The 26,971-nt window shown below is 56.2% G+C and carries 24 protein-coding genes and 1 tRNA gene; 16 read left to right on the forward strand and 9 right to left on the reverse strand.

The window, feature by feature from the left end:
* Positions 1–130: 130 nt before the first annotated feature.
* Positions 131–1,189, forward strand: a complete 1,059-nt coding sequence (locus AC0J4F_RS07965; protein WP_133951325.1) for a DUF459 domain-containing protein — start codon at positions 131–133, stop codon at positions 1,187–1,189.
* 90 nt (positions 1,190–1,279) lie between these two features.
* Here AC0J4F_RS07965 and AC0J4F_RS07970 read toward each other — a convergent pair whose 3' ends face one another.
* Both AC0J4F_RS07970 and gltB read right to left on the reverse strand, forming a co-directional pair.
* Positions 1,280–2,713, reverse strand: coding sequence for a glutamate synthase subunit beta (locus tag AC0J4F_RS07970; protein ID WP_473025916.1), 1,434 nt, complete (start codon positions 2,711–2,713; stop codon positions 1,280–1,282).
* Between the two features lie 86 nt (positions 2,714–2,799).
* The gene (gltB, locus tag AC0J4F_RS07975; protein ID WP_473025917.1) at positions 2,800–7,599 is read right to left on the reverse strand and encodes a glutamate synthase large subunit; all 4,800 of its coding nucleotides are present in this window, start codon (positions 7,597–7,599) and stop codon (positions 2,800–2,802) included.
* 534 nt (positions 7,600–8,133) lie between these two features.
* Between gltB and AC0J4F_RS07980 the strand changes: the two genes are divergently transcribed.
* The 5 genes from AC0J4F_RS07980 (at position 8,134) to AC0J4F_RS08000 (ending at position 11,955) form a co-directional block, all read left to right on the forward strand.
* On the forward strand, positions 8,134–8,439 hold the full coding sequence (locus AC0J4F_RS07980) for a BufA1 family periplasmic bufferin-type metallophore (protein ID WP_133951331.1): 306 nt from the start codon (positions 8,134–8,136) through the stop codon (positions 8,437–8,439).
* Positions 8,440–8,540: 101 nt separating this feature from the next.
* Positions 8,541–9,437 (forward strand): MNIO family bufferin maturase, encoded by an 897-nt coding sequence (bufB, locus tag AC0J4F_RS07985; RefSeq protein WP_473025918.1) that lies wholly within the window; start codon positions 8,541–8,543, stop codon positions 9,435–9,437.
* Between the two features lies 1 nt (position 9,438).
* Entirely contained in the window at positions 9,439–10,230 is a 792-nt protein-coding gene (locus AC0J4F_RS07990; protein ID WP_133951335.1) for an HvfC/BufC N-terminal domain-containing protein, read from the forward strand.
* 42 nt (positions 10,231–10,272) lie between these two features.
* Entirely contained in the window at positions 10,273–10,851 is a 579-nt protein-coding gene (locus tag AC0J4F_RS07995) for a DoxX family protein (RefSeq protein WP_133951337.1), read from the forward strand.
* 45 nt (positions 10,852–10,896) lie between these two features.
* Positions 10,897–11,955 carry a threonine aldolase family protein gene (locus AC0J4F_RS08000; protein ID WP_133951339.1) on the forward strand — a complete coding sequence of 353 codons (1,059 nt, stop codon included), beginning with the start codon at positions 10,897–10,899 and terminating at the stop codon, positions 11,953–11,955.
* 78 nt (positions 11,956–12,033) lie between these two features.
* Here the strand turns inward: AC0J4F_RS08000 and AC0J4F_RS08005 are convergent, their stop codons facing one another.
* Positions 12,034–12,480, reverse strand: coding sequence for an Hsp20 family protein (locus tag AC0J4F_RS08005; RefSeq protein ID WP_133951341.1), 447 nt, complete (start codon positions 12,478–12,480; stop codon positions 12,034–12,036).
* A 270-nt stretch (positions 12,481–12,750) separates the two neighbouring features.
* Between AC0J4F_RS08005 and AC0J4F_RS08010 the strand changes: the two genes are divergently transcribed.
* The gene (locus AC0J4F_RS08010) at positions 12,751–13,176 is read left to right on the forward strand and encodes a hypothetical protein (RefSeq protein WP_133951343.1); all 426 of its coding nucleotides are present in this window, start codon (positions 12,751–12,753) and stop codon (positions 13,174–13,176) included.
* 106 nt (positions 13,177–13,282) lie between these two features.
* Positions 13,283–14,362, forward strand: coding sequence for an alpha/beta hydrolase (locus AC0J4F_RS08015; RefSeq protein WP_133951345.1), 1,080 nt, complete (start codon positions 13,283–13,285; stop codon positions 14,360–14,362).
* Positions 14,363–14,404: 42 nt separating this feature from the next.
* On the opposite strand, the gene hisN is transcribed toward AC0J4F_RS08015, so the two are convergent.
* The gene (hisN, locus tag AC0J4F_RS08020) at positions 14,405–15,211 is read right to left on the reverse strand and encodes a histidinol-phosphatase (RefSeq protein WP_133951347.1); all 807 of its coding nucleotides are present in this window, start codon (positions 15,209–15,211) and stop codon (positions 14,405–14,407) included.
* Between the two features lie 279 nt (positions 15,212–15,490).
* On the reverse strand, positions 15,491–16,339 hold the full coding sequence (locus tag AC0J4F_RS08025; protein WP_209002538.1) for an N-formylglutamate amidohydrolase: 849 nt from the start codon (positions 16,337–16,339) through the stop codon (positions 15,491–15,493).
* Positions 16,340–16,586: 247 nt separating this feature from the next.
* Between AC0J4F_RS08025 and cpdR the strand changes: the two genes are divergently transcribed.
* The 5 genes from cpdR to AC0J4F_RS08050 all read left to right on the forward strand — a co-directional run bounded on the left by cpdR (position 16,587) and on the right by AC0J4F_RS08050 (position 19,305).
* Positions 16,587–16,946: a cell cycle two-component system response regulator CpdR gene (gene cpdR / locus AC0J4F_RS08030; RefSeq protein ID WP_008196017.1), complete on the forward strand. Its 360-nt coding sequence runs from the start codon at positions 16,587–16,589 to the stop codon at positions 16,944–16,946.
* Positions 16,947–17,080: 134 nt separating this feature from the next.
* A tRNA-Val gene (locus tag AC0J4F_RS08035) sits at positions 17,081–17,155 on the forward strand.
* Positions 17,156–17,307: 152 nt separating this feature from the next.
* Positions 17,308–17,433, forward strand: coding sequence for a type B 50S ribosomal protein L36 (gene ykgO, locus AC0J4F_RS08040; RefSeq protein ID WP_008196524.1), 126 nt, complete (start codon positions 17,308–17,310; stop codon positions 17,431–17,433).
* A 166-nt stretch (positions 17,434–17,599) separates the two neighbouring features.
* The gene (locus tag AC0J4F_RS08045) at positions 17,600–18,250 is read left to right on the forward strand and encodes a tetratricopeptide repeat protein (protein WP_473025919.1); all 651 of its coding nucleotides are present in this window, start codon (positions 17,600–17,602) and stop codon (positions 18,248–18,250) included.
* A 176-nt stretch (positions 18,251–18,426) separates the two neighbouring features.
* Entirely contained in the window at positions 18,427–19,305 is an 879-nt protein-coding gene (locus tag AC0J4F_RS08050) for an alpha/beta fold hydrolase (protein WP_473025920.1), read from the forward strand.
* Between the two features lie 50 nt (positions 19,306–19,355).
* On the opposite strand, the gene pyk is transcribed toward AC0J4F_RS08050, so the two are convergent.
* Both pyk and AC0J4F_RS08060 read right to left on the reverse strand, forming a co-directional pair.
* Positions 19,356–20,792, reverse strand: coding sequence for a pyruvate kinase (gene pyk / locus AC0J4F_RS08055; RefSeq protein WP_133951353.1), 1,437 nt, complete (start codon positions 20,790–20,792; stop codon positions 19,356–19,358).
* Complete coding sequence (locus AC0J4F_RS08060) at positions 20,789–21,232, reverse strand: DUF1036 domain-containing protein (RefSeq protein WP_133951355.1); 444 nt, start codon at positions 21,230–21,232, stop codon at positions 20,789–20,791. The genes pyk and AC0J4F_RS08060 overlap by 4 nt, the downstream gene beginning before the upstream one ends.
* Positions 21,233–21,696: 464 nt before the next feature.
* Here AC0J4F_RS08060 and AC0J4F_RS08065 point away from each other — a divergent pair, with 464 nt between their 5' ends.
* The 3 genes from AC0J4F_RS08065 to AC0J4F_RS08075 all read left to right on the forward strand — a co-directional run bounded on the left by AC0J4F_RS08065 (position 21,697) and on the right by AC0J4F_RS08075 (position 23,248).
* The gene (locus AC0J4F_RS08065; protein WP_473025921.1) at positions 21,697–22,506 is read left to right on the forward strand and encodes an N-formylglutamate amidohydrolase; all 810 of its coding nucleotides are present in this window, start codon (positions 21,697–21,699) and stop codon (positions 22,504–22,506) included.
* 39 nt (positions 22,507–22,545) lie between these two features.
* Positions 22,546–22,842 carry a DUF1244 domain-containing protein gene (locus AC0J4F_RS08070; RefSeq protein WP_133951359.1) on the forward strand — a complete coding sequence of 99 codons (297 nt, stop codon included), beginning with the start codon at positions 22,546–22,548 and terminating at the stop codon, positions 22,840–22,842.
* A gap of 139 nt (positions 22,843–22,981) precedes the next feature.
* A complete protein-coding gene (locus AC0J4F_RS08075) occupies positions 22,982–23,248 on the forward strand; it encodes a DUF2312 domain-containing protein (RefSeq protein ID WP_133951361.1) in 267 nt (88 codons plus the stop codon).
* A 74-nt stretch (positions 23,249–23,322) separates the two neighbouring features.
* On the opposite strand, the gene AC0J4F_RS08080 is transcribed toward AC0J4F_RS08075, so the two are convergent.
* Together AC0J4F_RS08080 and AC0J4F_RS08085 are read right to left on the reverse strand one after the other, a co-directional pair.
* Positions 23,323–25,035, reverse strand: a complete 1,713-nt coding sequence (locus AC0J4F_RS08080) for a peptidoglycan L,D-endopeptidase MepK (protein WP_133952028.1) — start codon at positions 25,033–25,035, stop codon at positions 23,323–23,325.
* 331 nt (positions 25,036–25,366) lie between these two features.
* The gene (locus AC0J4F_RS08085) at positions 25,367–26,929 is read right to left on the reverse strand and encodes a sigma-54-dependent transcriptional regulator (RefSeq protein ID WP_473025922.1); all 1,563 of its coding nucleotides are present in this window, start codon (positions 26,927–26,929) and stop codon (positions 25,367–25,369) included.
* Positions 26,930–26,971 lie beyond the last annotated feature (42 nt).

The following is a 26,971-nucleotide window of genomic DNA, read 5'->3' on the forward strand; positions in this document are numbered from 1 at the left end:
AACAGTGGCTTTCAAATCTTCACTTCGTCGTTGGACGCAGATGGCTAGGCCATCTGCGTTGCCGTTCGCAATTGCCCTGGCACTTCTTGTTTGTCCGGCTGAGCCAACTGGCTGGATTCAAAGAGAGGCCATGGCTGAAGAGCCGATAGTGCTTGCTCAGAATAATGGATTTCGGGGCTTCAACCCGTTCGCCCCAATTCAGCGTTTGTTTGGTGGTGGCCGCGAGAAAAAACGGCAAGCTCCAGTTCAGCAAGCTCCAAAAGTGGTTCGTCCTGCCGGCCTCCCGCCGCGTTTTGAGGAAGTGGAAAAAGACCCCGACGCCGGTCTGATCCTTGTGGTCGGAGACCGGATGGCACGGGGTGTGGCCGACGGTCTGCGATTTACGCTGGCGCAACAACCAAAAATCAAGGTTGAGGAAATCACTGAAGACCGGGAGGGTTTTGCAGGTGCAGAGCCGCCGGACTGGGCGACACGTACGCTCTCCCGTATTCGGGGCGCGGATGTCAAAGCGGTTGTCGTGATGATAGGATGGCGCGACCGGGACGAAGAATTTCCGGGCGAGCCACCGATCGAATATATGACCGCCGAATGGCTTGAATCCTACCGCAACAAGGTCATGGCGCTGGTTCGCAGTGTTCGGCAGGAGAAGCTTCCAATTGTCTGGGTAGGGTTGCCGCCCACCAATGATGAACTTCTCAATGGCGATTTCACGCAACTGAACTCTATCTTTGCCGGGGCAGCGGAAGAGCGCCGTGTCCGATATGTTGATTTGTGGGATATCTTTCTCTCAGAGGATGGCGCCTATACATCCTTTGGGCCCGATGTGGACGGAAAGAACACCCGCCTTCGCACCAACGACCGGATAGCATTTACCTGGGCCGGGTACCGAAAAGTTGCATTTTTTGTCGAACGCGAGTTGTCGCGTCTTCTTGGCGGCTATGGTGGACTGGCGTTTGAAGGTGTCGAGGATGACCCCAATTTCATCGTGTTGACGGGCCGGACAACATCACCTGAAGGTTTTTTGCTTGGCGGTGAGGACGATGCCGAAATTGACACCAGCAGCACGGCCTACCGGTTCTTCGTTGAAGGCGAGCCGCTTGCGCCGGTGTCCGGGCGTGTTGATGATCCGCGCATGATCGGGAACGATAGCATGTCTTCCTTGGTAGAGGCGGAAGCCGGAGATACATGAGTTTCTGTTCCGGGTCAGATGTACATCTCAACGTAACAAAAAAGCCGCCGGAGATCCGGCGGCTTTTGCATGTCGTTTGACGTATTTCGATCAGCGCGGCAGGTCGCTTGACCCGGTCAAGTACTCGTCTACCGCGCGCGCTGCCTGGCGGCCTTCACGGATTGCCCAGACGACCAGCGACTGCCCTTTGCGAACATCTCCCGCTGCAAACACCTTGTCGATCGACGTTTTATAGTCGTCAGTGTTGGCCTTGACGTTGGTGCGGCCATCCAGTTCGAGTTTCTCACCGGCCTGTGCGATGTAGGTGTCCAGGCGTGGTCCGGAAAAACCGATCGCTGCAAAGACCAGATCGGCACGCAGGATGAATTCCGTGCCTTCGATCGGCTTGCGCTTCTCGTCGACACGCGCGCATTTCACGCCGGTCACAACACCATCCTCGTCTGCGACCAGACCGAGCGTTGCAGCAGAAAACTCGCGCTCTGCGCCTTCTGCCTGAGAAGAGGATGTGCGGAACTTGGTTGGCCAGTAAGGCCAGATTGTCAGCTTGTCTTCTTTCAGAGGCGGGATCGGCCGAATGTCCAGCTGAGTAACCGACAGCGCACCCTGACGGAATGCAGTTCCAACACAGTCGGATGCGGTATCACCGCCGCCAATGACGACAACATGTTTGCCGCCGGCCCAGATCGGAGCTTCATCGCCTTCCGGTTCGCCGCCGACGCGGCGGTTCTGTTGAACCAGGTAGTCCATTGCCCAATGGCAGCCCTGAAGGTCCATGCCTTCAACACCGGGATCGCGCGGACGCTCAGCACCGGCGCACAGGATTACAGCATCGTGGCGCTCGGCGAGCTCGTCCATGCTGACGGTGACGCCGACATCGACGTTGTAGTGGAAGGTGACACCCTCGCCCTCCATCTGTTTGACGCGGCGGTCGATGAAGTGCTTTTCCATCTTGAAGTCCGGGATGCCGTAGCGCAGCAGACCGCCGGCCTTGGGCTCCCGTTCATAGACGTGGACCGTATGGCCTGCCCGGGCGAGTTGCTGGGCCGCGGCCATGCCTGCGGGGCCTGAACCGATGATGGCAACAGCCTTGCCTGTCTTTGTGGCGGACGGTTCCGGTGCGATCCAACCTTCTTCCCAGCCCTTGTCGGCGATTGCCTGCTCAATGCTCTTGATGTTGACCGGAATGTCTTCAAGGTTGAGCGTGCAGGCTTCTTCGCAAGGAGCGGGGCAGATACGTCCGGTGAATTCCGGAAAGTTGTTGGTCGAGTGCAGGTTGCGCAGTGCGATGTCCCAGTCGCCCTGAAAGACCAGATCATTCCAGTCCGGGATCTGATTGTTGACCGGACACCCGCTTGGTCCATGGCAGAACGGGATGCCGCAGTCCATACAACGTGCCGCCTGGTTGGCGACTTCCTGATCGTTGAGCGGGATCGTGAATTCGCGGAAATGGCGGATGCGGTCAGAAGCTGGTTGGTACTTCTGTTCCTGACGATCGATTTCCAAAAAACCGGTTACCTTGCCCAAGGCGACCTCCTCAAATTTGTGCGTCCTCAAGGTGGCTGCAATCGGCCGCTATCGGCGGCCGAGAGCCATTTTGTTCAATGTGCCGGTTACTCCGCCGCGACCATGCCGAGGCGTTGCTCTTCCATTTCCCGCAATGCACGGCGGTACTCGACCGGCATGACCTTCACGAATTTCGGCCGGTAAGTGGCCCAATCGTCCAGGATCGCTGCTGCCTTGGTCGAGCCGGTCAGCTCCTTGTGCTTGGTCAGCATCTGCCGCAGGCGTTCATCATCATGACGGGTCATGTCGCAGGAAAGATCCACACGGCCCTTGTGCTCAATGTCACCGCCATGGTGATGCAGCTTCTCAAGCAGATCATCTTCTTCAGTGACTGGCTCAAGTTCCACCATTGCCAGATTACAACGGGATCCGAAGGTTCCATCCTCATCGAGAACATAGGCGATGCCGCCGGACATGCCAGCTGCGAAGTTCCGCCCTGTCTGACCGATGACCACGACGACACCACCGGTCATGTATTCACAGCCGTGATCGCCGACGCCTTCAACAACTGCGACCGCACCGGAGTTGCGGACTGCGAACCGCTCACCTGCAACGCCGCGGAAGTAGCATTCGCCCTCGGTTGCACCATAAAGCACGGTGTTGCCGACAATGATGGAGTCTTCGGCAACGATCCGGGTGTTTTCCGGCGGGCGGACAATGATCTTGCCGCCTGACAGACCTTTGCCGACATAATCGTTGGCATCGCCTTCCAGGTCCACTGTGACACCTTTGGCGACGAACGCGCCAAACGCCTGACCCGCTGTGCCCTTGAGCTTGACTGTCAGTGTGTCCGGTTTTTTGAGGCCTTTGTTGCCGTAGCGCTTGGCAATCTCGCCAGACAGCATGGCACCAACCGACCGGTCCACCGAACAGATGGTCTCTTCGATCGTCGACGGTTCCTTGGTGTCCAGCGTGTGTTGGGCAGCTGCAATCAAGCGGCGGTCAAGAATGTCGACGATTGGGTGCTCTTGGCGCTCCGTCCAGCGGGTTTCTTCCGGCTTTGCGTCCGGCTGGAAGAAGATCCGGGAGAAATCAAGGCCGTTGGCTTTCCAATGATCGAGCGCGGCTTCCTTGTCGAGGAAGTCGGAGCGGCCAATGAGGTCATCGAGTTTTTCAACGCCGAGGGATGCCATTAGTTCACGGACTTCTTCGGCAACGAAGAAGAAGTAGTTGATGACGTGCTCCGGAGTGCCCTTAAAGCGCTTGCGCAGAACCGGATCCTGCGTCGCAATCCCAACCGGGCAGGTGTTCAAATGGCACTTGCGCATCATCAGACAGCCGGCCGCGATCAGAGGTGCGGTCGAGAATCCGAACTCGTCCGCGCCCAGAAGAGCGCCGATGATTACGTCACGACCTGTACGAAGCCCACCGTCAACCTGCAGGGCAACACGTGAGCGCAAGCCGTTTAGAACGAGGGTCTGCTGGGTCTCTGCAAGGCCAATTTCCCACGGAGAGCCTGCATGTTTGAGCGAGGTCAGCGGTGATGCACCGGTGCCGCCGTCAAAACCTGAAATGGTGATGTGGTCTGCCCGTGCCTTGGCAACGCCTGCGGCCACAGTCCCGACGCCCACTTCGGAGACAAGCTTCACCGAGATGTCCGCGATCGGATTTACGTTTTTCAGGTCGTAGATCAGCTGTGCCAGATCTTCGATGGAATAGATGTCGTGGTGCGGGGGAGGCGAGATGAGGCCAACGCCCGGGGTCGAGTGGCGGACCTTTGCGATGACCGCGTCAACCTTGTGGCCCGGCAGCTGACCGCCTTCGCCAGGCTTTGCACCCTGAGCAACCTTAATCTGGATCATGTCGGAGTTGACCAGATATTCGGTTGTCACGCCGAAACGTCCCGAGGCGACCTGTTTGATGGCCGACCGTTGCGGGTTCATGGTGCCATCCGGGAGCGGATTGAAACGTTCTGGCTCTTCGCCACCTTCACCGGTGTTGGACTTGCCGCCAATCTTGTTCATGGCGACGGCAAGGCTGGAATGGGCTTCTTTCGAAATCGACCCGAACGACATTGCGCCGGTGACGAACCGCTTGACGATGTTCTCAGCGGGCTCAACCTTGGAGATGTCGATTTCGGAGCGGCCGATTTCCTCTGCATTTTTGATGCGGAAATGGCCACGGATCGCGAAGCGTCCGCTTTCCTGATTCACTTCTTTTGCGAAGGTCCTGTACATGTCCGGAAGCTTTGAGCGGACAGCATGCTGCAGGTTGGCAATGGCATCTGGCGTCCACATGTGGTTTTCGCCGCGGATCCGGTAAGCGTATTCGCCGCCAACATCCAGCGACCGGCGCAGAATTGCAACATCGCCGAACGCCTCGGAATGGCGCTGAACGGTCTCCTGGGCAACTGCATTCAGGCCAATGCCTTCGATCATGGTCGCCGTGCCGAAGAAGTACTTCTCGACGAATTCAGAGGAGAGGCCAACCGCGTCAAAGATCTGGGCGCCGCAATAGGACTGGTAGGTCGAAATGCCCATCTTGGACATGACCTTCAAGATGCCTTTGTCGATCGACTTGATGTAGCGCTCGACGACTTCGTATTGGTCAACTTCCTCCGGGAAGTCCATCTCCATGTGCATGGAAAGAAGGGTTTCGAAGGCGAGATACGGGTTGATCGCTTCGGCACCAAATCCTGCCAGAACGCAGAAGTGATGCACTTCGCGCGCTTCACCGGTTTCAACGACCAAGCCGACAGATGTACGCAGGCCTTTGCGGATCAGGTGATGATGGACCGCAGCCGTTGCCAAGAGGGCCGGGATCGCAATCCGCGAGCGGTTAATCATGCGATCCGACAAGATGATGATGTTGTATCCGTCAAGCACCGCTTTTTCGGCGCGCTCGCAGAGTTCGGCCAATGCGCCTTCCATTCCTTCAGCGCCTTTGTCGGCGTTGTAGGTGATGTCCAGAGTTTTGGCCGAGAACTGATTGTCGGCGATGTCGCCGATAACCCGGATTTTTTCCAGATCTTCGTTGGTCAGAATTGGCTGACGAACTTCCAGGCGTTTAGATGTCGATAAACCTTTCAGGTCAAACAAGTTCGGGCGCGGCCCGATAAACGACACCAGGCTCATCACCAGTTCCTCACGGATCGGGTCGATCGGCGGGTTGGTGACCTGAGCGAAGTTCTGTTTGAAGTAGGTGTAAAGCAGCTTTGATTTGTCTGACAACGCCGAGATTGGCGTGTCGGTGCCCATGGAGCCAATAGCTTCCTGACCGACTGTTGCCATCGGGGTCATCAAAAGTTTTATGTCTTCCTGGGTGTAGCCAAAGGCTTGCTGACGGTCGAGCAGGCTTTCACCTGCGACAGGGGCCATCTGGCGGACGCCCGGCAGATCTTCCAGAACGATTTGTGTCTTGTGCAGCCAGTCTTTATATGGGTTGGCCGTGGAAAGCTGGCGCTTGATTTCGTCGTCAGAGACGATCCGGCCTTCTTCCAGGTCGATAAGCAGCATCTTGCCCGGTTGCAGGCGCCATTTCTGGACGATCTTTTCTTCTTCAACTGGAAGAACGCCAACTTCAGATGACATGATGACGAAGTCGTCCTCAGTCACAATGTACCGGGCTGGGCGCAGACCGTTCCGGTCTAGCGTCGCACCGATCTGACGGCCATCGGTGAAAGCAACGGCGGCCGGGCCGTCCCACGGCTCCATTAGTGCCGCGTGATACTCGTAAAAGGCACGGCGATTGTCGTCCATCAGCGGGTTGCCGGCCCAAGCCTCCGGGATCAGCATCATCGCAGCATGGGCGAGCGAGTAACCGCCCATCACCAGGAATTCGAGCGCATTGTCGAAACAGGCTGTGTCTGATTGTCCCTCATAGGAAATCGGCCAGAGCTTCGAAATGTCGTCTCCCAGCAGCGCGGATGAAACAGATGCCTGGCGGGCCGCCATCCAGTTGACGTTGCCGCGGAGCGTGTTGATTTCGCCGTTATGGGCGACCATCCGGTAGGGGTGGGAGAGGTCCCAGGACGGGAACGTGTTGGTCGAGAAACGCTGGTGAACCAGTGCGAGAGCAGAGGTGAACCGCTCATCCTTCAGGTCGCTGTAGTAAGCACCAAGCTGATAGGCGAGGAACATGCCCTTGTAGACAATGGTCTGGCTCGACAGCGAGACGATGTAGAAGCCTTTCGTGACCGCATCTGTTTCCGCGCGAACCGTGTTGGAGATCACCTTGCGCAGAACATAAAGCCGGCGCTCGAACGCATTCTGATCGTCGCCATCCGAGCGTTTGATGAAGACCTGACGGGACACCGGCTCAGTAGCCGCAATGTCTGGAGCTTTGGAAAGGGACGCGTTGTCGACCGGCACATCGCGCCAGCCAATCAATTCTTGTCCTTCGGCTTTGATGACCCGCTCTACGATTTCTTCGCACTTGGCGCGCAGGACATCGTCCTGTGGCAAGAAAATAAAGCCTACGCCATAGCCGCCGAATTCCGGAAGCGGTGTGCCAGCGGCAGACATCTCGGCTTCGAAGAACGCGTGCGGGATTTGAACCAGCATGCCGGCGCCGTCGCCCATGAGCGGGTCTGCACCAACTGCGCCGCGGTGTGTGAGGTTCTCCAGAACCTGCAGTCCGTCTGCAACGATCTTGTGGGATTTTGCGCCCTTCATGTGCGCAACAAAACCAACACCGCAGGCATCGTGTTCGCGCGACGGATTGTAGAGCCCTTTGTCGGCGGCCGTGCCCAGTCGATCGGCAAGTGTTGTGGCTGTCACGGTGTTCGTATCCGTCTGGCCTGCTTGCATGGCTGTGCTGGTCGTCAGCTCTGTCTTCGTCATGTGCGCCCTCACTGTTACCCCAGTGTTAGCCGTGGTTTGGAGCGTCGGGTTCCGTTCGGGTCGCATTCCATCAAGAGTGCGGCTCGGTGAACCCTGGCTTTTGCCCCGGCTCTGTCGATGTACTTACTGCAGCGGCTTGTTCTGGCAAACCGTCGCATTGCCGCAGCGCCAATTAGCGCTGTTGAAACACAATTGCCTCATCTTGCTGGAGGCCCTCCCCGGACCGAGCAAGCGGCTGCTTGGATCTTACATTTATCACGACCGGCGGTCCGGTGGTGTTTCCTTTACCTCAAAAGGACAGTATGCCTGTCCTATTCCAAGCTGGCGGAACATGACAGATTTCATTGCAAGGAGCAAGTGTGTTTCTTTGTCGCTATTATAATTGTTTCGTACGTAAAGTGCCAATCGTCCGGAAACGTCGCGTTGAGTTGGGTTTGAGTAAGAATCTTTCGTTTAATAGTCTAAGGTAGGTGACAGCTCGCAGCAGTGTCACAGGCGTTTGATTTCCCATTGAACGCCAATCCGGCCATGTAACGGGTGTAGCAGCACTTATCCGGCATCGTGGTTGCTGCGCTGATTTTTTGACCAGAGGAGTTTGATATGAAAAACAAGGCTATGTCTGCAGCAGTTGTTGCTGGCGCCGTTGCCACTGCAATTGCAGGTCTTTCGGCGACCACTTCGACACCGGCCCATGCTCAAGCCAAAGAGAAATGCTATGGTGTTTCCCTGAAAGGCCAAAACGATTGTAAAGCCGGCCCGGGCACGACGTGTGCCGGTTCTTCAACCGTTGACTACCAAGGCAACGCTTGGACGCTGGTTCCGAAAGGTACATGCGTGTCCATGGAACTGCCGGACGGCCGCAAGGGATCCTTGACGGAATTGTCTCGCGACCTTCCGGAAGCGTAATTGGAAGAATTCGAATCGGCCATTAACGGGCGATCATACGAACTCAGGCTGGCGGTTTGCGCCGCCCGCCTAACACCGTAGTTCAAGGTCTGGAGCTTGCCATGCGGTCCGACGAGCAACCCGTTTCTGCCTTTGGTACTCAGGCGGCCGTTCCGAACCGGCCCGGCGCTGGTTTGAAAGCGGAGCATGTCGCCGACATTCTTCAAAGCCACCCGGACATCGGTTTTTTCGAAGTTCACGCGGAAAACTATATGGGCGCCGGAGGGCGGCCACATCAACAGCTCACAGCAATTCGCGACATCTATCCGCTATCGCTTCACGGTGTTGGTCTTTCCATTGGCGGCGAAAGCCCGCTCGACAAAGATCACCTGGCTCGGCTCGCGGAGCTGAACAAACGCTATGAGCCGGGTCTGTTCTCTGAACACCTGGCCTGGTCTACACACGAGACGACCTACTTTAATGACCTCTTGCCGGTTCCATACGACCAGGCAACTCTCATACGCGTGTGCGATCACATCGATGAAGTTCAAGATGTGATGGGGCGGCAGATGCTCTTGGAGAACCCGTCCACTTACATCGCCTATGCCCAGAGCACCTTCAGTGAGTTGGATTTCCTTAAAGAGATCACTCGCCGGACAGGGTGTGGTCTGCTGCTCGACGTCAACAACGTCTACGTGTCCTGTACTAACCAGCAACAGTCGCCGGCCGCTTACCTGGCCGAATTTCCCATGCAATATGTAGGTGAGATACATCTTGGAGGCCATGCTCCGGATATGGACGAGGCGGGCCGTCCGCTGTTGATTGATGCGCATGACCGCGCCGTCGATGATGCTGTTTGGGCTCTCTACAAAGACGTGATTGGAATGCACGGCGCCCTGCCGACATTGATTGAATGGGACAATGATGTTCCTGCATGGCCCGTTTTGCTTCATGAAGCAGATGCTGCGCAGGAAATCCTGCGTCGTGCCGAAGACGCAGACCTGAAGGCGGTCAGCTGACATGGCGCAAGTGTTTGCACTGCCAAGGCTCTCCGCAGCTGACTTTGGCGACGCTCTCATCAATCCGGAACTCGGGACACCCGAAGGCGCTGTCGGACCCGATGGGCTGCCTGACCTGAAACGCTTCAATGTTTATAGGAACAATGTCATCGTCAGCCTTTGTGAGGCGCTGGGCGAGACTTATCCATCTATCAAAGCGCTCCTCGGTGACGAATATTTTGCGGCTTTGGCCCGTGCGTTTGTCGCAGAACATCAGCCGTCAAACCCTGTCCTGATCTGGTATGGAGAAGAGTTTCCAAATTTTCTTGCCGCATTCCCGCCGCTGAAGGCCTATCCTTATCTGGAAGATGTGGCGCGCCTGGAATGGGCTTGGCTTCAATCCTACCACGCAAAAGATTGTGAAGTTTTTGATCCGGCCGCGCTTGCGACGATCCCGCCCGCAGATCTTGAAGGCGTGAGATTTCAGCGTCACCCGGCGGCAACAATCGTGGCTTCAGAGTGGCCGATCTGGGACCTCGTGAAGGTCAATCGGTTCAAAGATGGAGAGCAATCGCAGATCGATCTCTCTGTTGCCCAGCCTGTGCTGATCGTCCGACCAGAATTCGATGTCGATGTCCGGGTTTTGGAACCAAGCCATGCTGCCTTCGCGGGCGCAATTTTTTCCGGAGCGGCGTTGGGGGAAGCGGCTGAAACGGCACTTGAAGTAGACAGCGGTTTTACACTGGCTGATTGTTTGTCGAACTTTCTATCAAATGGGGCTCTTGCCGGTCTGCAGATTAAAGAACTCGCTTAAGCGGGGATCCGGCTAGAAACAACAAAAGAGGCTATGAAGCGGATGGTTATTGGTTTTTTTGTAAGGCTTTACACGTTGGTGTTCGGCGCAATCGAGCGGCTGACTGAGGGCTGGTTTCTGGGTCTTGCCTCCCGGCTTATTTTTGCTGCTGTGCTGTTCCAGTTTTTCTGGAACTCGGCGCTCACAAAAATTGGCGGCAACATCATGAACATCTTCACGCCGACGGCTGGCGCATATGCCCAAATGCTGCCGGCTATGATGGAGCAGGTCAGCTATGACACCAGCCAGATCGCGTTTTTTCCTTATGGCCTGATTGTCCTCCTCGGAACGTGGGGCGAGTTCATCTTGCCGGTGCTTGTTGTTGTTGGCCTTTTCACCCGTGCGGCGAGCCTTGGCATGATCGTCTTCATTATTGTCATGACCTATGTCGACATCACGGGTCATGGGGCCGATGCCAAGACAATCGGGGCGCTCTTTGACGGAGATCCTTATGCGATTATTGCAGATGATCGGCTGCTGTGGATCTTCCTGCTTCTGGTGCCGACTTTGAAAGGACCGGGTTTGATTTCGCTCGATGCGCTACTGGGTGTCCAGTACCGCAAGCGGGAAATGTACTATTAGGAAATAGCGGTTGCCCGGTTGGGGCCGTGGTGATTTAACGGCCCCATGAATTTTGCCAGTGACAATTGGGCGGGTGCAGCTCCGGCGGTGATGTCGGCGCTGACCCGCCATAATAATGGTCATGCGCCGGCTTACGGCAGTGACCCCCTCACCGAAAGCGTCTCCAACAAGTTCAATGAGCTGTTTGAACGGGAAGTTGCCGTTTTTTTTGTGGCAACAGGGACGGCTGCAAATTCGCTCGCCCTTGCAGCATACGGGAAACCGGGTGGCGCCATTTTCTGCCACCGCGACTCGCACATTCAGGTCGATGAGTGCAATTGTCCGGAGTTCATGACCAGCGGCGGCAAGCTGGTCAGTGTTTCTGGGCAAAATGGCAAATTTGACGCAAGCGGCTTGATCGAGGCCATGTCCGCTTTCCCCGATAGCGTTGTGCATCATGGTCAGGTCGCAAGTGTCTCGATCAGCCAAGCGACCGAAAGCGGATCAGTCTACACGCTGGAAGAGATTGCTGCGATCAAGAACGTCGCTGCTTCCCGGTCCGTTCCCTTGCACATGGACGGCGCTCGTTTTGCAAACGCGCTCGTAACGCTTGGATGTTCACCCGCCGACATGACCTGGAAGTCCGGGGTGGATATTCTTTCCTTTGGTGCCACCAAAAATGGCTGCTGGTGCGCGGAAGCAGTCGTCTTCTTCGACCTGGAAGCTGCCAAAGGCTTTGAGTATTTCCGCAAGCGCGGCGGGCATCTTTTTTCCAAGAGCCGGTTTGTGGCTGCTCAGTTTGATGGATATTTCAGTGAAGACAGCTGGCTGGATACGGCAGCACACGCAAATGCGATGGCACTAAAACTTGCCGAAGGCATTCGGTCCGCTGGTGGAAGAACAGCGTGGCCTGTTGAAGCCAATGAGCTGTTTCCAATCCTGAAGCGTCGACAGTTCGAGCAATTGGAAGCCAAAGGCGCAAAAATTTACGAATGGCCGGCGAAGGATCTGCCAAAGGACCACGCTCCGCAGGAGGATGAGGTATGCGTACGCATGGTCTGCAGCTTCGCTACGACCGAAGAAGACGTGGCAGCGTTCTTGGGTGCGCTGTCCGAGATATCTTGAGGCTGCGGTAGATACGAAGAGAGGCGCCTGTTTGACAGGCGCCTCCGCACCGCTTCAGCTCAGGGGAGAAGCTGCCGGTTAGTGAGCGGTGCTTTCAATCTGTTTGGTCCCGCCGGATGTGATCTCGATCTTGCGGGGCTTCATGGCCTCGGGCAGTTCACGGACCAGGTCGACGTGAAGGAGACCGTTTTCGAGGCTCGCACCGTCAACGCGGACGTATTCCGCGATCTGGAAGCGGCGTTCGAACGTCCGGGATGCGATGCCGCGATACAGGATTTCGCGATCAGCAGCTTCTTCTGCTTTTTCACCCTTGATGGTCAGAACGTGTTCTTTTGCTTCAACGGAGAGTTCCGCATCGCTGAAGCCTGCAACAGCCATGGTGATCCGGTAGGAGTTTTCGCCGGTCCGCTCGATGTTATACGGCGGATAGCTGGGAGCTTCATTGCCAGCTGCATCCAGCATGGAAAAAAGGCGGTCAAAACCGATTGTGGAACGGTGAAGTGGGGTAAAGTCGAAGTGACGCATAGTCTGTCCTCTCTTTGAGCAACTGTTACTTCTGATTTTTGCGATCTCCTGTCCCCCATCATTGGCGAGACTGGAACGCTGCGCAGACCCGTTTTGGCGCCTGCACTGATCGAGATGGGAATTCTGATTTTTGAATTCAAGAGGTCGTGGGTAAGCGGAAACATCGGCGATGAACTGAAGATGAATGAGGCCTTCCGGTCCCGTTCAAACGCTCTTCGGCATTCTTCGGGTATCGCCAGCACGGGGCTGGCGGAACAAGGAGATCACACAATGTCTATGTCACTCATGAAGCGCATTTCCACGAAAGCGTCTGCCCCGATTGCAGGAGCGGTTTTGCTCTTGGCCGCCGGTGCAGCAACGCAAGCGCAGGCTGTTCCTGTCTCAGGTTTGGGGGCAAAGGCACCGGTAGCCAGCGGCATGACGATGACAGTTGATCACCGCGGAGGGCCAGGACGCGGTTGGGACCGTGGGCACGGTCGGCATCAATACGAGTTGGGGCCGAGGCAAATTCGCCGCAGCTTGCGCCATCGCGGGTTTCACCGGATCAAAATCATTGATCGCCGCGGCCCGATGTACATCATCAAAGCACGTGGCTGGCGTGGTTTTCCTGTCAGACTCGTTGTTGATTCTCGCAATGCAGATATCGTGCGCAGCCGCCCTCTGGGCCCACGGTACAACTGGCACAGCCGTTGGTAATTCTGGTTACTTTTGGAGCCGGTCCTGCGGGGCCGGCTCAAAGTATGTTGAGAGCTGGGGCTCAGGCGGCTATCACTGATCGCTGCGACAAGCGAATCGGATCAAGATGAGCCTGATTGACACCAAGGATAATCCGATCCCGGATGGGGCTGTTTCCGGGTTTTTGGAGATGAATGGCCGGGTCAAGCTGCGCTATGCGCATTGGCCTGCTGCGCCGGGCAAGTCGTGTCGGGGCACTGTGACCATCCTCCAGGGACGCGCTGAGTTTATCGAAAAATACTATGAAGTTGTCTCCGACTTGCGTTCGCGAGGATATGCTGTTGTTGCGTTCGATTGGCGCGGGCAGGGCGGTTCGACGCGTTTGACCCGAAGCCCGGCGCGGGGACACGTCACGAATTTCAAAAGATATCAGCAGGATCTGCTGGCGATCTTAAAAAACGTTTCCCTTGCAACCTACCCGGGGCCACATTTTGCGCTGGCGCACTCAACGGGCGGCCTCATTTTGATGTCATGTTCACAGCGGCTGCGGACGATGTTGGACCGTGCGGTGATTACGGCGCCGCTCCTGGCGATCGCACCAAGGGATTGGGAGAGCGATCTGACAGCCGGTTTGCGAAAGCTGCTCCGCATTTTGACTTTGGGGCTGTTTGGAAGACCGCAACTCAGGGCGACCCGCCACTCCACTTCCCGGTTGACCGAGACACTCGGTTTTGGCCTTGCTCGAATTTGCGCCTGGACCTTTTTGGGCCGCCTCTACGTTCCAGGTGGAAACGGGAAGCTTACACTCCCATTCGAAGAAAACCGCCAGACAACTGACCGTCAGCGCTATCGCAGGTTTTCCAAGGTTGTGGAAGAGCACCCGGAAATCGGTATTGGATCGCCGACGATGAGCTGGCTGAACGCAGCCGCCACGGCCATGAAGTCGATGCGTCAGCGCCGCGCCGGACCTGAAATGCGCTTGCCGTGCCTTATACTTGGCGCTGGTCGGGACAGAATTGTTTCCACGCCCGCAATTGAAGAGTTTGTCTCGCGTACAAAAAATGCATCGTATATCGAAATCTCGGGCGCGGAACACGAGCTTCTTATGGAAGCCGACAGATACCGGGACCAGGTCTGGGCTGCCTTCGATGCGTTTGTGCCAGGATTGGAAGCAGATTTGGTGTTGGACCAGGCGGGTGCTGTATGAGTGTCAGTGATACGGCGCCTGGCCGAATTTTTGAGACAGACCTCACACGGCAGCTATCGCCAGTTCGGTTAGCAGGATGTCATGAAGGCGTTTGTCGCCGGATGCAACGATCTGGCCGCCATCTGCCGGTGAGCCGCCTGTCCATGTCGTCACAACGCCGCCGGCACCTTCAATTATCGGGACCAATGCGACGATGTCATAGGCTTGCAGCCCGGACTCTATGACGGCGTCGCCATGGCCCGCTGCAACCATGCAATAGGCGTAACAATCCGTTCCGTATCTCGTCAGCTGTGCCTTTGCCTCCAGTCGATCAAAGACCGGCCGTTCGCTGGCGTTAAAAAGCGCGGGTGTTGTCGTAAATAAGGTCGCGCTGTCGAGCGATGCGCAGGCCCGCGTTTCTAGATCTTTTTGGCCGAGAGGCCCATGATACCAGGCGCGTTCACAATCCCCGCTGTAGCGCTCGCCAATGTAAGGCTGGACCATCATGCCAAGGCTGGGTTTGCCATTTGACCGGAGGCCGATCAGCGATCCCCAAGTTGGAAGACCGGTAATAAAGGCCCGTGTGCCATCAATCGGGTCCAAGACCCAAACATGATCAGAATCAAGGTTCTCTGGTCCATGTTCTTCCCCCAGGATGCCGTGGTCGGGGTAATGTTCGTTGATCAGAGCCCGCATGGCTGTTTCGCCGTTCTTGTCGGCGATTGTGACTGGGTCGAAACCGCTTTCCAACTTGTTGTCGACCGAGAAGCCTTGCCGGAAGTGCGGCATGATTGCAGCGCTGGAAGCGTCCGCCAGGCGATCGAGAAATGAAGCCAGCGGGTTTGCGCTGGCAGCTAGCGGCATGGACATATGGCCTCCAGTCGGATGTGTCACTTTTCGGTCAGAACGACCGCAGGTGGCTGTCTTATAACCTGATTTGCAAAAAAAGAATTCGGAATACCTGAATTGATGCTCATATTTTGAGCATGAAACAACCGCTGTCGGGGTTGCATTTTGTGCGGTGCGGTGCAATCTTATTGCGGTGCGATAGAGCTTTCTGTCGTACCGCCCTCCTTGGGCGTTTCCTCCCTAGACTTCGGCCGCCTCGTTTGAGTGCGGCCTTTTTTTTAATTCGATTTAATTCAGGGATTATTCGGCCGCGATTGGATCCGCGACGAGACCGGCGTCCGGCATTGCGGTCAACTCCCGGACGAAGTCTTTCAGATCGTGGAACAATTGTCCGAAATGGGCCGTCGGCTCATGGGTCGCTTCGTCCATGTAAAGGCCACGATTGATTTCAATTTGAAGGGCATGCAGTCCGCTTGATGGCCGCCCGTAATGCTCCGTTATGAAGCCGCCCGCATACGGCTTATTGCGGCTCACGCTGTAACCTTTGCTCCGCAGTGTTTCGAACGCAAAATCGGTGAGGTCGCTGTTGCAGCTGGTGCCGTAGCGATCACCCAGAATGAAATCGGGCCGTGTATCTGTGGTCTGACATTTTACGGTTGATGGCATTGAGTGGCAGTCAATCAAGACTGCATGCCCAAATGTCACGTGGGTTTGCGCCAGCAAACGCCTCAGTGTCGAGTGGTAGGGCTTATAGATCGTCTCGATGCGGTTGAGCGCTTCTTCAACAGGCAGCCTGTGCCGATAGATCTCGTGGTTTTCGCTGACAATGCGCGCGACGGTTCCAAGGCCACCCGCTACCCGGATTGAGCGGATGTTTGCGTAAGACGGCAGCCGGCCGTCATACATCTTCGGATCAAGCTCATAAGGTTCCCGGTTCACATCCAGATAAGCGCGCGGAAAGTGTGCCCGAAGCATGGGGGCACCAAGTGGCACCACATGCGAAAAGAGCTCGTCTACATAAGCATCTTCGGACCGCCGGATCGAGCGCGCATCAAGCCGTGAGGCAGCCAGAAAACTCTCTGGATATTGACGGCCCGAATGTGGAGAGTTGAAAACAAATGGCAGCCGTTGATCAGCAGGGGACAACACATCAAATGCAGGAAAGCCGTTGAAGTCGACTTCGAACTGGCTGTTTGGGGCGCTGGGCGTTGAACTTGTCAATATGTGTGTCCCGTTTGCGGCGATTGCCTATCGTGCCAAGGAATCAACACGCAGTCCACAGTCGAGCGCGCAAAAGCTTAGGAGAACCAATTCACCCTATCTTTCTGTTGATTTCGAGCTATAACCGGCGAAAGACTTGAACGCTCCGTAATGCGAAGGAAATTGGTTGCAAACTATGCCGCGTATCCTGCTTGCCGAAGACGATAACGACATGCGCCGGTTCCTGGCCAAGGCTCTGGAAAATGCCGGGTATGACGTCGTGTCATTTGATAACGGCAAAAGCGCGTATGAGAGACTGCGCGAAGAACCGTTTTCCCTGCTCCTGACCGATATTGTGATGCCGGAGATGGACGGCATTGAGCTCGCGCGGCGTGCAACGCAGCTTGACCCTGATCTGAAGGTGATGTTCATAACCGGATTTGCAGCCGTTGCGCTCAATCCTGAATCGGATGCGCCGAAGGATGCAAAGGTTCTTTCAAAGCCCTTCCACCTCAAGGACTTGGTGCAGGAAGTGGAGCGCATGCTCGCTGCCTGATCGTTACTTTCAACAGGCTGAAGAGCGAAAAAGGAATTTTTGACAGTTCGGTGAAAAGGGGGTTGCACAGACTTTGGATCCCCGCTATATCGCACCCCACCACGGCGTTGGGGCGCCGGTGGCCGAAGAAATTCGGGCGTGTAGCTCAGCGGGAGAGCACTTCGTTGACATCGAAGGGGTCACAGGTTCAATCCCTGTCACGCCCACCATTATTGCGCAGATCAAGTTCGTGACGCGCTCTAGCTTGGAAGACTGGCGCAGATATCTGCAGCGACTTCCGGCAAAAATGACTGAGAAGAATGGGCGCCTTGGGCGCTCATTTGGTTTGAAGCTAAACAGACGACCCCACGGGGACAATGACATGAAGATCAAGAATTCGCTCAAAGCGTTGATGACCCGTCACCGGGAAAACCGCATGGTTCGCCGTAAGGGCCGCGTTTACATCATCAACAAGAAAAACCCGCGCTTCAAGGCACGTCAGGGCTAAGTGTTCTGACGCTGCTTTTGGCAGCGTCACGCAACAGGCATTGGCAGGTGCGCGCCTTAGAAAGGCGCTGGATCACAATGTGCTCAATTCGCGTTTGTGTGAACGTGTGAGTTTTCGGGATTGACCGCCGCATTCAACGACCCATAATCGTTGTATGCGGATTTTTGTGTTTGCCACCTTTCTTTTTCTGTCTCCGGTTGTGGGTCTTGCCCAGCCGGTGCCTGATCTCGGGCCAGAGACGGACACGCCCTCTATTGATGATTTTGATGCCTTGCCGGAGGCTGAGCCGGACGAAGGCGGGCAGGTGGTCGTGGACGAAACCGACCCTGGCGAAACTCTTTCCAAGCTGGATAGTCTTTATGAAGATCTCTCAGGTGCTGAAGATCCGGCTGCGCGCCAGCGCGTTGCACGCGGCATCCGGCGCATTTGGATGGATTCAGGCTCTGATACTGTTGATCTGTTAATGGCGCGCGCTGGGCGCGCCATCCAGGCCGAGGATCACGGGCTTGCGCTTGATCTTCTCGACGTCGTTGTCGTCCTTGAGCCGTCTTTTGCTGAAGGGTGGAACCGCAGGGCGACCGTGCATTACATGAAGGAAGACTTCGGCAAGTCACTTGTCGATATTGAGCGGACCTTGGCCTTGGAACCCCGGCATTGGGGTGCACTTTCAGGCCTTGCGATCATCCAGCGCCGATTGGGGTTTGAAGAGCAAGCGCTGTCCACGTTCCGGCGGGCATTGGAAATCCATCCAGGTCTCGAAAACGCAAGTGATGCAGTCGAATCTCTGGAAAAGGAAGCTGAGGGCGAACCCGTTTGATGGAAACGCGCAAATCCTGCGCCAATTAACCTGTATGACGCGTTCCAACTCTACGGTTTCAGTCCCTCAACATGCTCTCAGTTCTGCTCGCAATCCTTGTAGTACTCGCGTCGCTTGCTGGTTACTCGGCCTTGCGGTTTCATCAGATCAGACGCTCGATCCGACCTGATGGAGAAATGTGCACCGTGGACGGTGTCCAACTCCACTATCATTTTTTCTCAGCGGAAAACGCGTGTCCCGATACGCCGACCTTGGTCTTCCTGCATGGTGCGAGCGGAAATGCCTATGATTCTCAACTCGCGTTTCTAAAGCCGCTGAAAGGGCGTTATCCGCTGCTTTTTTTGGACCGGCCGGGTTTGGGTTTTTCCGGTACGATCCCGGATGGAAAGAACTCGCCCGCGCGTCAGGCCGAGCTGATTGACGGATTGCTTCGTGAATTGGGCATTGATCGGTGTATTGCCATCGGTCACTCACTCGGCGCGTCCGTTACCGCCGCACTTGGTCTGAGGGCGCCGGACCAGATATGCGGTTTGGCGTTTTTGGCGCCTGCAACACATCCTTGGCCTGGCGGTGTCGCATGGTACAATCATGTGGCAGCGGCGCCGGTAATCGGGTGGTTGTTCTGCCGGATCTTGACGCTTCCCGTTGCCGAGTATTTGGCGCCACGGTCCATCCAGCACGTTTTTCATCCGGAGCCGCAGCCAGAGAACTACAATCAGGCAACACGATTGCCATTGCTCTTTTTGCCGGACGCTTTCCGCTCAAATGCAACGGATATCGCTCGCTTGAAGCCTCACGTGATAGCGCAGTCCAAGGACTATGGTGATCTAGAGCAGCCCACTGTCATCTTAACCGGCACGGAAGACACGGTTGTGTGGCCATCTATTCACAGCGAAGGTTTGCTGCGCGATCTTCCAAATGCCGAGCTTGTGGTTTTGGAGGGGGCGGGGCACATGCCGCATCACACCCGAACGGATGCGATTGTCGAGGCTTTGGACCAGCTTGTTCTCCGTGTCGGGAGGGCAGGCGTATTGGATTGCCGGAGCAGCGCATAAAAAAGGGCGGCCAGTTGCCGCCCTTCTGGAAATTTCAACCGATTAGATCGTCAAATGCCACCCTGGCCGTCTGTGCCGACAAACGCAATCCGCAACATATTAGTGGATCCTGGTGTGCCGAACGGGACGCCGGCCGTAATGATGATCCGCTGACCCGGTTTTGCCCATCCTTCAGAATGAGAAATCCGGCAGGCGCGATCGATCATATCCTCTTCGTTGGCAGCGTCTTCGCTGACCACACAGTGGAGACCCCAACCGAGCGACAGCCGGCGGGCCGTTGCCATGACGGGTGACAATACGATGATCGGGCTGGACGGGCGTTCCCGCGAAGCGCGCAAACCCGTGGCGCCGGATGTCGTGTAGCAAACCACTGCAGCCAGATTAAGCGTTTCCGCAATTTGGCGCGCCGCCGCAGAGATCGCATCAGAACCGGTCGCTTCCGGTTCGGTACGCTGGGCGTAGATGATGGTCCGGTAGTTCGGATCCTGTTCCACCTGTTGAGCGATCCGGTCCATTGTAGACACGGCCTCGATCGGAAAGTCGCCCGCTGCCGATTCCGCGGAGAGCATGACTGCGTCAGCGCCTTCAAAGACGGCAGTCGCGACGTCAGAAACCTCTGCACGGGTTGGTACCGGTGCGGTGATCATGGACTCAAGCATTTGGGTTGCGATGACCACGGGCTTGCCTGCGCGCCGGCAGGCGCGTGTGATCCGCTTTTGCAGACCCGGAACCTGTTCCAGCGGCATTTCAACGCCAAGATCGCCACGAGCCACCATGATCGCGTCTGACAGCTCGATGATTTCATCAAGGCGACCAATCGCTTGCGGCTTTTCAATCTTTGCAAGTACACCGGCGCGGCCGCGGGTGATTTTGCGCACTTCTGCAAGATCGTCCGGGCGTTGAACGAAGGACAGGGCAACCCAGTCTACATTCTGCTCAAGCGCGGCAATCAGATCCTTGTGGTCCTTTTCCGTCATCGCGCTGGTCGCGATTTCAGAGTCTGGGACGCTAACGCCTTTCCGGTCAGAGAGCTTACCGCCGACGATAACTTCGGTCTGAGCTTTCGTCGGAGACGATTCTGTCACGCGCAGCTGGATCTTGCCATCGTCAAGAAGCAGCCGGTGGCCGGGTTCCAGAGCCTTTAGGATTTCGGGGTGAGGAAGGTGGACACGATTGACATCGCCTGCCGATGTGTCTGCGTCCAATGTAAAGACTGCGCCGTTTTCAAGCATCACCGGGCCATCGCCGAATGTGCCTACGCGCAGTTTTGGTCCCTGTAAGTCGGCAAGAATCCCAATCGGTCTTCCTGTTACTTCCTCCACAGCACGGATGCGGCTAACCAGCATCTTGAGACGATCATGATCGGTATGGCTCATGTTGATGCGAAACACATCAGCACCAGCTACATACAATTTTTCGATGATGTCTTGTTCTGAGGAGGAGGGTCCGAGAGTTGCGAGAATTTTAACTCGTCGGTTTCGCCTCATCGCCCACCTGTCCCTTGTTGCACGGGTTCTGTGAGCTGGACTGTCCAGCTGCTTTGTTCTCCCGTGTCGATTTCAAAAAAGCCTGTCCGCTCGAATCCCCGAGCAACACAATCTTCAATTCCGCGAATAGTGAATTCTTTTTCCCGGGTGCACATGAATGCGCGACCGCCCCATTCGCCGAACTGATCGTAATCCACCGCATAGATGTAATAGTAGCGTGACACCAAAGCGCCCGGGACCAGTGTTTCACAGCTGTTGGACGCAAGGTTCCACCAACCTTCAGTGATCCAGTCGGACTTGTCCTTGTATCCAATAGCCACACCAACCTGGCTGTCCGTCTTGTTGCATAGACGGAGATCAGCGTGTGCGTTGTCGCTGAAAATGGTGTTCAGGAAGACGGCCAGACTTAAGGCGCAGAAGGTCTGGATGGATGCACGCATCCACGTTTGCGACCAGCCCCGGTGCCGTTCCCCTACCTCTAACATACGCAGTCGTTCACTTTGCTGCTTTACAGACATTGGCTTTTTGCGTGGACAGAAGTGTCTTGTCAACGTCGTTAACAAGATATGTGCGGGAGGAAAACCCCTTGACATCCATCGCTTCCATCTCTTGGGCCCACCCAGATGAAACCAGGCTACCCTATGAAGTTATAATTGGGGCGGGAACATGACCGTACCTCCGTGGGTAGCCGTTAGCCGTCAAAAAAGGGTAACCAAACACTTTCATCCACATCAAAAACCTAGGTTGTTGATTGCTGGCAGCTGCGATCCTCTAGCGGGCTGATTTTTCACGATTCGGGCCCATATAAGCGGCTGTCATTGGAATTGGGCTTGGTTCCGCTGAGCCTTTGTCGTAAATCTGGCGCCCTGCCTCCACAGCCGCATTAGAAATCAAGAAGACCACGATGACCGATCCTGTCCCAATGCCGGACACGACTTTTCAGCCGTATGAATATGTTCATGGTGACGAGACCGCAGGCATCCTGCTCTTGTGTGACCATGCGCGGAATACGGTCCCGGATGAGTATGGTGATCTTGGGGTCCCTGCCGCTCAGTTTGAGCGGCACATCGGCTACGATATCGGAGCTCGGGCGGTCACGTTGGAACTGGCCCGGCGTCTCAATGCTCCGGCTTGCTTGTCGACATTCTCAAGACTGTTGATTGATCCCAATCGGGGCGAAGATGATCCGACCCTAATCATGCGCTTGTCGGACGGTGCCGTTGTCCCTGGGAATGCGGGAGTTGATGCCATCGAGAGGCGGCGGCGGATTGATCTTTTTCACAAGCCGTATCATGACCTGATCGATGCAACGCTGGATCGAATGATGGCGGTTGCGTTGGCGCCTGTGATCATATCGATCCATAGTTTCACGCCAGTCTGGCGGGGCGTCCCGAGACCTTGGCACGTAACGGTGCTCTGGGACAGCGACCCGCGCGCTGTCGATCCCATGCTGGCAGGTTTGAGGGCACAAGCCGATCTGGTTGTCGGAGATAACGAGCCTTACGACGGTGCCCTTGAAAACGACACGATGTATCGGCACGCAACCAAGCGGGGCCTGTCTCAGGCTCTTCTGGAGATCCGGCAAGACCTGATCGGAGATACCCGGGGAGCGTTGGAGTGGGCCGATCGGTTGGAGCCTATACTGAAAGAACTCGCACAATCATCGGAATGCCGTCAGGTTCGGCACTATGTTTCGCGATGTGACAACAAATGACCGCTCGGTTTCAGGAGCAGACTTGAGGGAGATGAGTTGATGGATGATCAAACGAAAATTGAGCTGGAGGCTGCCGTTTTCCGCCGGTTGGTCGAGCATCTGCGTGGCCGGACCGATGTTCAGAACATTGACATGATGAACCTTGCAGGCTTTTGCCGCAATTGCCTGTCCAATTGGTATGCGGATGCGGCTGCCGAAAAGGACATGAACCTGGACAAGGACGCAGCTCGCGAGATCGTTTACGGCATGCCCTACGGTGACTGGAAGGCAAAGTATCAAACCGAGGCCACAGCTGAGCAGAAAGCCGCTTTTGACAAAAACAAGCCTGAGCATTGAGGGCTTTGGTCTGGTCCGCTTGACGTGCGTCTTGAAGTCTGGCACGGCACCGGCCGGAATTAACGTGGACTGGTGTTGTGGCACCGTCCGTAACGTGATCGCAGAAGAAGAACACAACTAGCCAAGGAGAAACACTCGAATGTCCGATCCGGGTGGAGTGGCCGCAGACCAGCTGCGCGCCTTCATTGAACGTATTGAACGTCTGGAAGAAGAAAAGAAGGTCATCTCGGATGACATCAAGGACGTTTACGCCGAAGCCAAGGGCAATGGCTATGACGTCAAAATTCTGCGCAAGGTTGTCTCTCTTCGCAAGAAGCAGCCGCATGAGCGCGAGGAAGAAGAAGCTGTGCTCGACCTCTACCTGCACGCGCTCGGCATGGCAGGGCCTGGGCCTTCCGAGGGCTGAGCTGATTACCGAAACTGAAAACGCCGGGCAGTTGGCCCGGCGTTTTTTTGATATCACTGCGTTCTGAAATGTCGCTATCTGGCAAACCGGACAGGCAGCACCACGATCGCAGGTCCGTCAAATCGGTCGGTGCGCAGATTGCCATAAGGATCTTGCTGAAAGCTTGCAGCTACGAACCTGTTACCCGGCTTCATCACATTGTTCAGTTGCCGTTGATTGGGATGGCTCAGCCACGCAAAAGTCTGGTGGCGGGCAGTGCCTGCGCCAGTCAGCAGAAGCGGTTCGGACCGGTCCGGCAGGCTCGCGAATCCAGCAAGTGGATCAACAATCTGGTCTTTCGGAATGCGCCCGGATACCGATGGCCGCGTTGCGGCCGCTGCCGGTGCAGCCGTTGGACGTGGCGCTGCAGCTTGTTGGTTCGTGGCGGTTCCAGGCCGTAGTGACCGTGTCAACTCGGGCGGTGTCGGTGCCGCCGATGCATAGGCAAGTGTGGTATCTGAGCGCGGGGCAGGGGCTGGTGACGGGATTGCAGTTCCCGTTGCAGCAGCAATTGCCGCCACCGGATCGTCAACCGTTGTTCCCTCAGAGCCACTGATTTTCTCTGCTGCGGCTTGCGCAGCTGCTTGGAGGCTCGCTGCTGGCTTTTGCGCCGGAGCCCTTGCAATCTGGAACCGTGCGTCGAGCGGTTCGCTTGCAGCCGCAGGCTGGCCGGCATCCAAAGCTGCCCGTTGACCATCGAGCGTGTTGGGCGCGGGTGTTGGAACAGATGCCGCGCTTGCAATTTGGACCGGCTGCTCGTCGATTGGCTTCAACTCTGGAGCTGAACTTGCCACTGCAATGACGGGAGCCTCCTCAGGCGTGTCTACGATCTTGCGAGTAGGCACAGGAGGATTGGCTATGACCGGAGAGACTGTCTCAGCCTGTGATGCCGTCTGGCGACCGCCAACCGCGCCGGGGCGGGTTGCATCGGAGTTTCCAGTGCGCTCGCCGCCACCAAACAGGCTCGCAAACAAATTACCACCGCCCTCAGGCGCTTCGCGTGTAACATTTGCCGGAGGTGTTGGTGCCGGCGTGCTGCGGACACTCTGGTTCCGGGTCGTAAGCGTCCGTGCGCCTTGATCCCGATCATTGATGTTCCGCGCGGCAGACGTGTCGTTTGATGCGACAATGGTCGGCCGTGTTGAGCTCCGCCGGCCTGATTTGGATTCTGCAAGGGCGATCTTGTAGCCCTTCATCGGCTTGCCGTCGGAGGGGATATGCAAAGTCTTGCCGTTCGGGAAAACCCGCGCAAGCTGCGACCGGCTCATCTTCGGCCAATGGCGAACGCTTCCTGTATCCAGATGGACAAATGGCGATCCCGAGCGCGGATAATACCCGACGCCGCCAACTTGCTTGCGCAAGCCGGTTTCACGCAGCTTTCTGATGTTCACGCCTGGAATATAGAAATCCATGGCTTTGCCGAGCGTGTGCTGGCTGTTTCTGGCAACGCCCTTGGAGCGCTTGCGCAACATGTTGTTCGTTGCAGGCGACCGGTAGCTGGATACAACGTGAATGTAATCTCTGGCTCGTACCTTTTGGTAGACTTCCCAAACAAGGTCGAGCAGTTCTGGATCAATTTTTGTGATTTCGTTGCGCCGCCAGTCGCGCAGAAACCGATTGGCTTCCCGCAGACCGGACGGAATATACCGGCCGTTCTTCTTGAAAGTGATCGAAACACGCTCTTTGGTATGCGTGTTATATAGTTTCAAGGTTCTGGTTTCTGCTTGAACCGTGCCTGCAAATGTCATGGCAAACGCCACGATCGCTGCCGCTGAAATCGCGGCGCGTTTCATCCAGGCGACGGCGTCGAAACCAACAGACCGTTTACGCAATTTCTATCCCGCCGTTTTGTGGTGGCTTGCACCCATCCCGTGCTCCCCAGCAGAACCCGAGTTTTACATGCCGCAGGTTAAGAAGTTTTTACCCTAATCTCAGTTCTGCAGAAATCGTGGTAATATTGCAACTTGTTGGGCGGTTATCCGCAACGGATTGCGCGCAATAACCCAAGGGCATCCCGTACCGCCCGAATGTGTCCAAAAATCGGCCAAAGCCGAGTGGGCGCCTTAAAGTGTCCTGAAATTAGGCAGCTGCATCCGTGCCACCATCGTCCAAACCGTATTCTTTGAGCTTGCGATAGAGGGTGGAGCGGCCAATGCCCAGTCGCTTGGCAACTTCTGTCATACGCCCGGAATAGTGTTTGATGGCGGCCCTGATCAGCTCTTCCTCAATATCAGTCAGTTTTCTGACATGTCCTTCTGGGTCAAGGTTCCGCATGAAGCCAAAGGGTGCTGAGCCTTCAAATCCGGCCGGTGTTGAGGTGGTCGTTGCTGTCGGCGCACCTTGTTGGGCAGGTGGCGGTGGCGCACTAGCAGCCGGGTCTTGCGGAACTGCGGCAAATGGGGCTGAAGCGCTTGGGTGGACAACGCCGGACTGGCTGCCAGGGTGCTCGATTGCGGCTGCAACTTGCGGAAAATCGTCGATGGTCAGTTGAGCTCCATCACACAAGACAACGGCCCGGAAGACGGTGTTCTGCAATTGCCGAATGTTGCCGGGCCAAGCGTACTCCTGCAGCATGGCCAATGCGTCTTGGGCAACACCAGACACTTGGGGCTTACCTTCTTCAGCCGCAAAGCGTGCCAAAAAATGCCGCACGAGGGCTGGGATGTCTTCCCGACGGTCTCGCAATGGCGGGATCCAAATGGGGAAAACGTTCAGGCGGTAGTAAAGGTCTTCACGGAACGCACCGTCTTTGACTTGGTCAATGAGTCTGCGATTCGTTGCAGAGATGAGTCTGAAATCCACTTTGACCGGCCGGCGGGACCCGATCGGATCAATCTCGTTTTCCTGTATGGCGCGGAGCAGCTTGACCTGCACATCTTGTGGCAATTCACCCACTTCATCTAAAAAAAGGGTGCCGCCATGTGCTTCCTGAAATTTGCCGACATGCTTGTCGACCGCGCCCGTGAAAGCGCCTTTCTCGTGGCCGAAAAGGATTGATTCCACCAAATTGTCGGGGATGGCACCGCAGTTGACCGTGATCAAAGGTTTTGACTTGCGGTCACTGGATCCTTGGATCGCGCTTGCGATCATTTCCTTACCAACACCGCTCTCCCCTTCGATTAGAATGGGGATGTTGGAGGCAGCAGCCCGCTTGCCCAGATTAATCACCCTCTCCATTGCCGGCGAATGGGTGATGATGTCGGTAAAGGTCAGGGTCCCGGAAGCCTTCTTCTGGATCCGGGTGATTTCACCTTCCAGGGCGGACGTTTTCAGGAGGTTTCGGATCGAGACATTCAGCCGCTCAGGTGCGACCGGCTTTACTGCAAAATCCTGTGCACCGGCATTCATCACCGAAACAACCGTGTCGATGCCGCCATGAGCTGTTTGAACGATCACGGGAGTGGAAATCTTGTCTGAGCGCAGGCGCTCCAGCACGCCGAGACCGTCAAGTTCCGGCATCACCATATCGAGGATGATCAGATCGATTTCGCTGGCTTCTGGGCCGGTCATGATCCGCACAGCTTCCGCGCCGTTTTCGGCAGTTTTGGATCTGTAACCAAATTTGTGCACGGCTTCCTGCAGGAGCCGGCGCTGAATTGGATCGTCGTCAACAATGAGAATTTTGCCGCTGAGTGCTTGCATCAGGTGCCTTCGAACTCGTCAAGGTGTCTCGTTTCGGGCCAT

The organism is Roseibium sp. R5 (assembly GCF_055755305.1).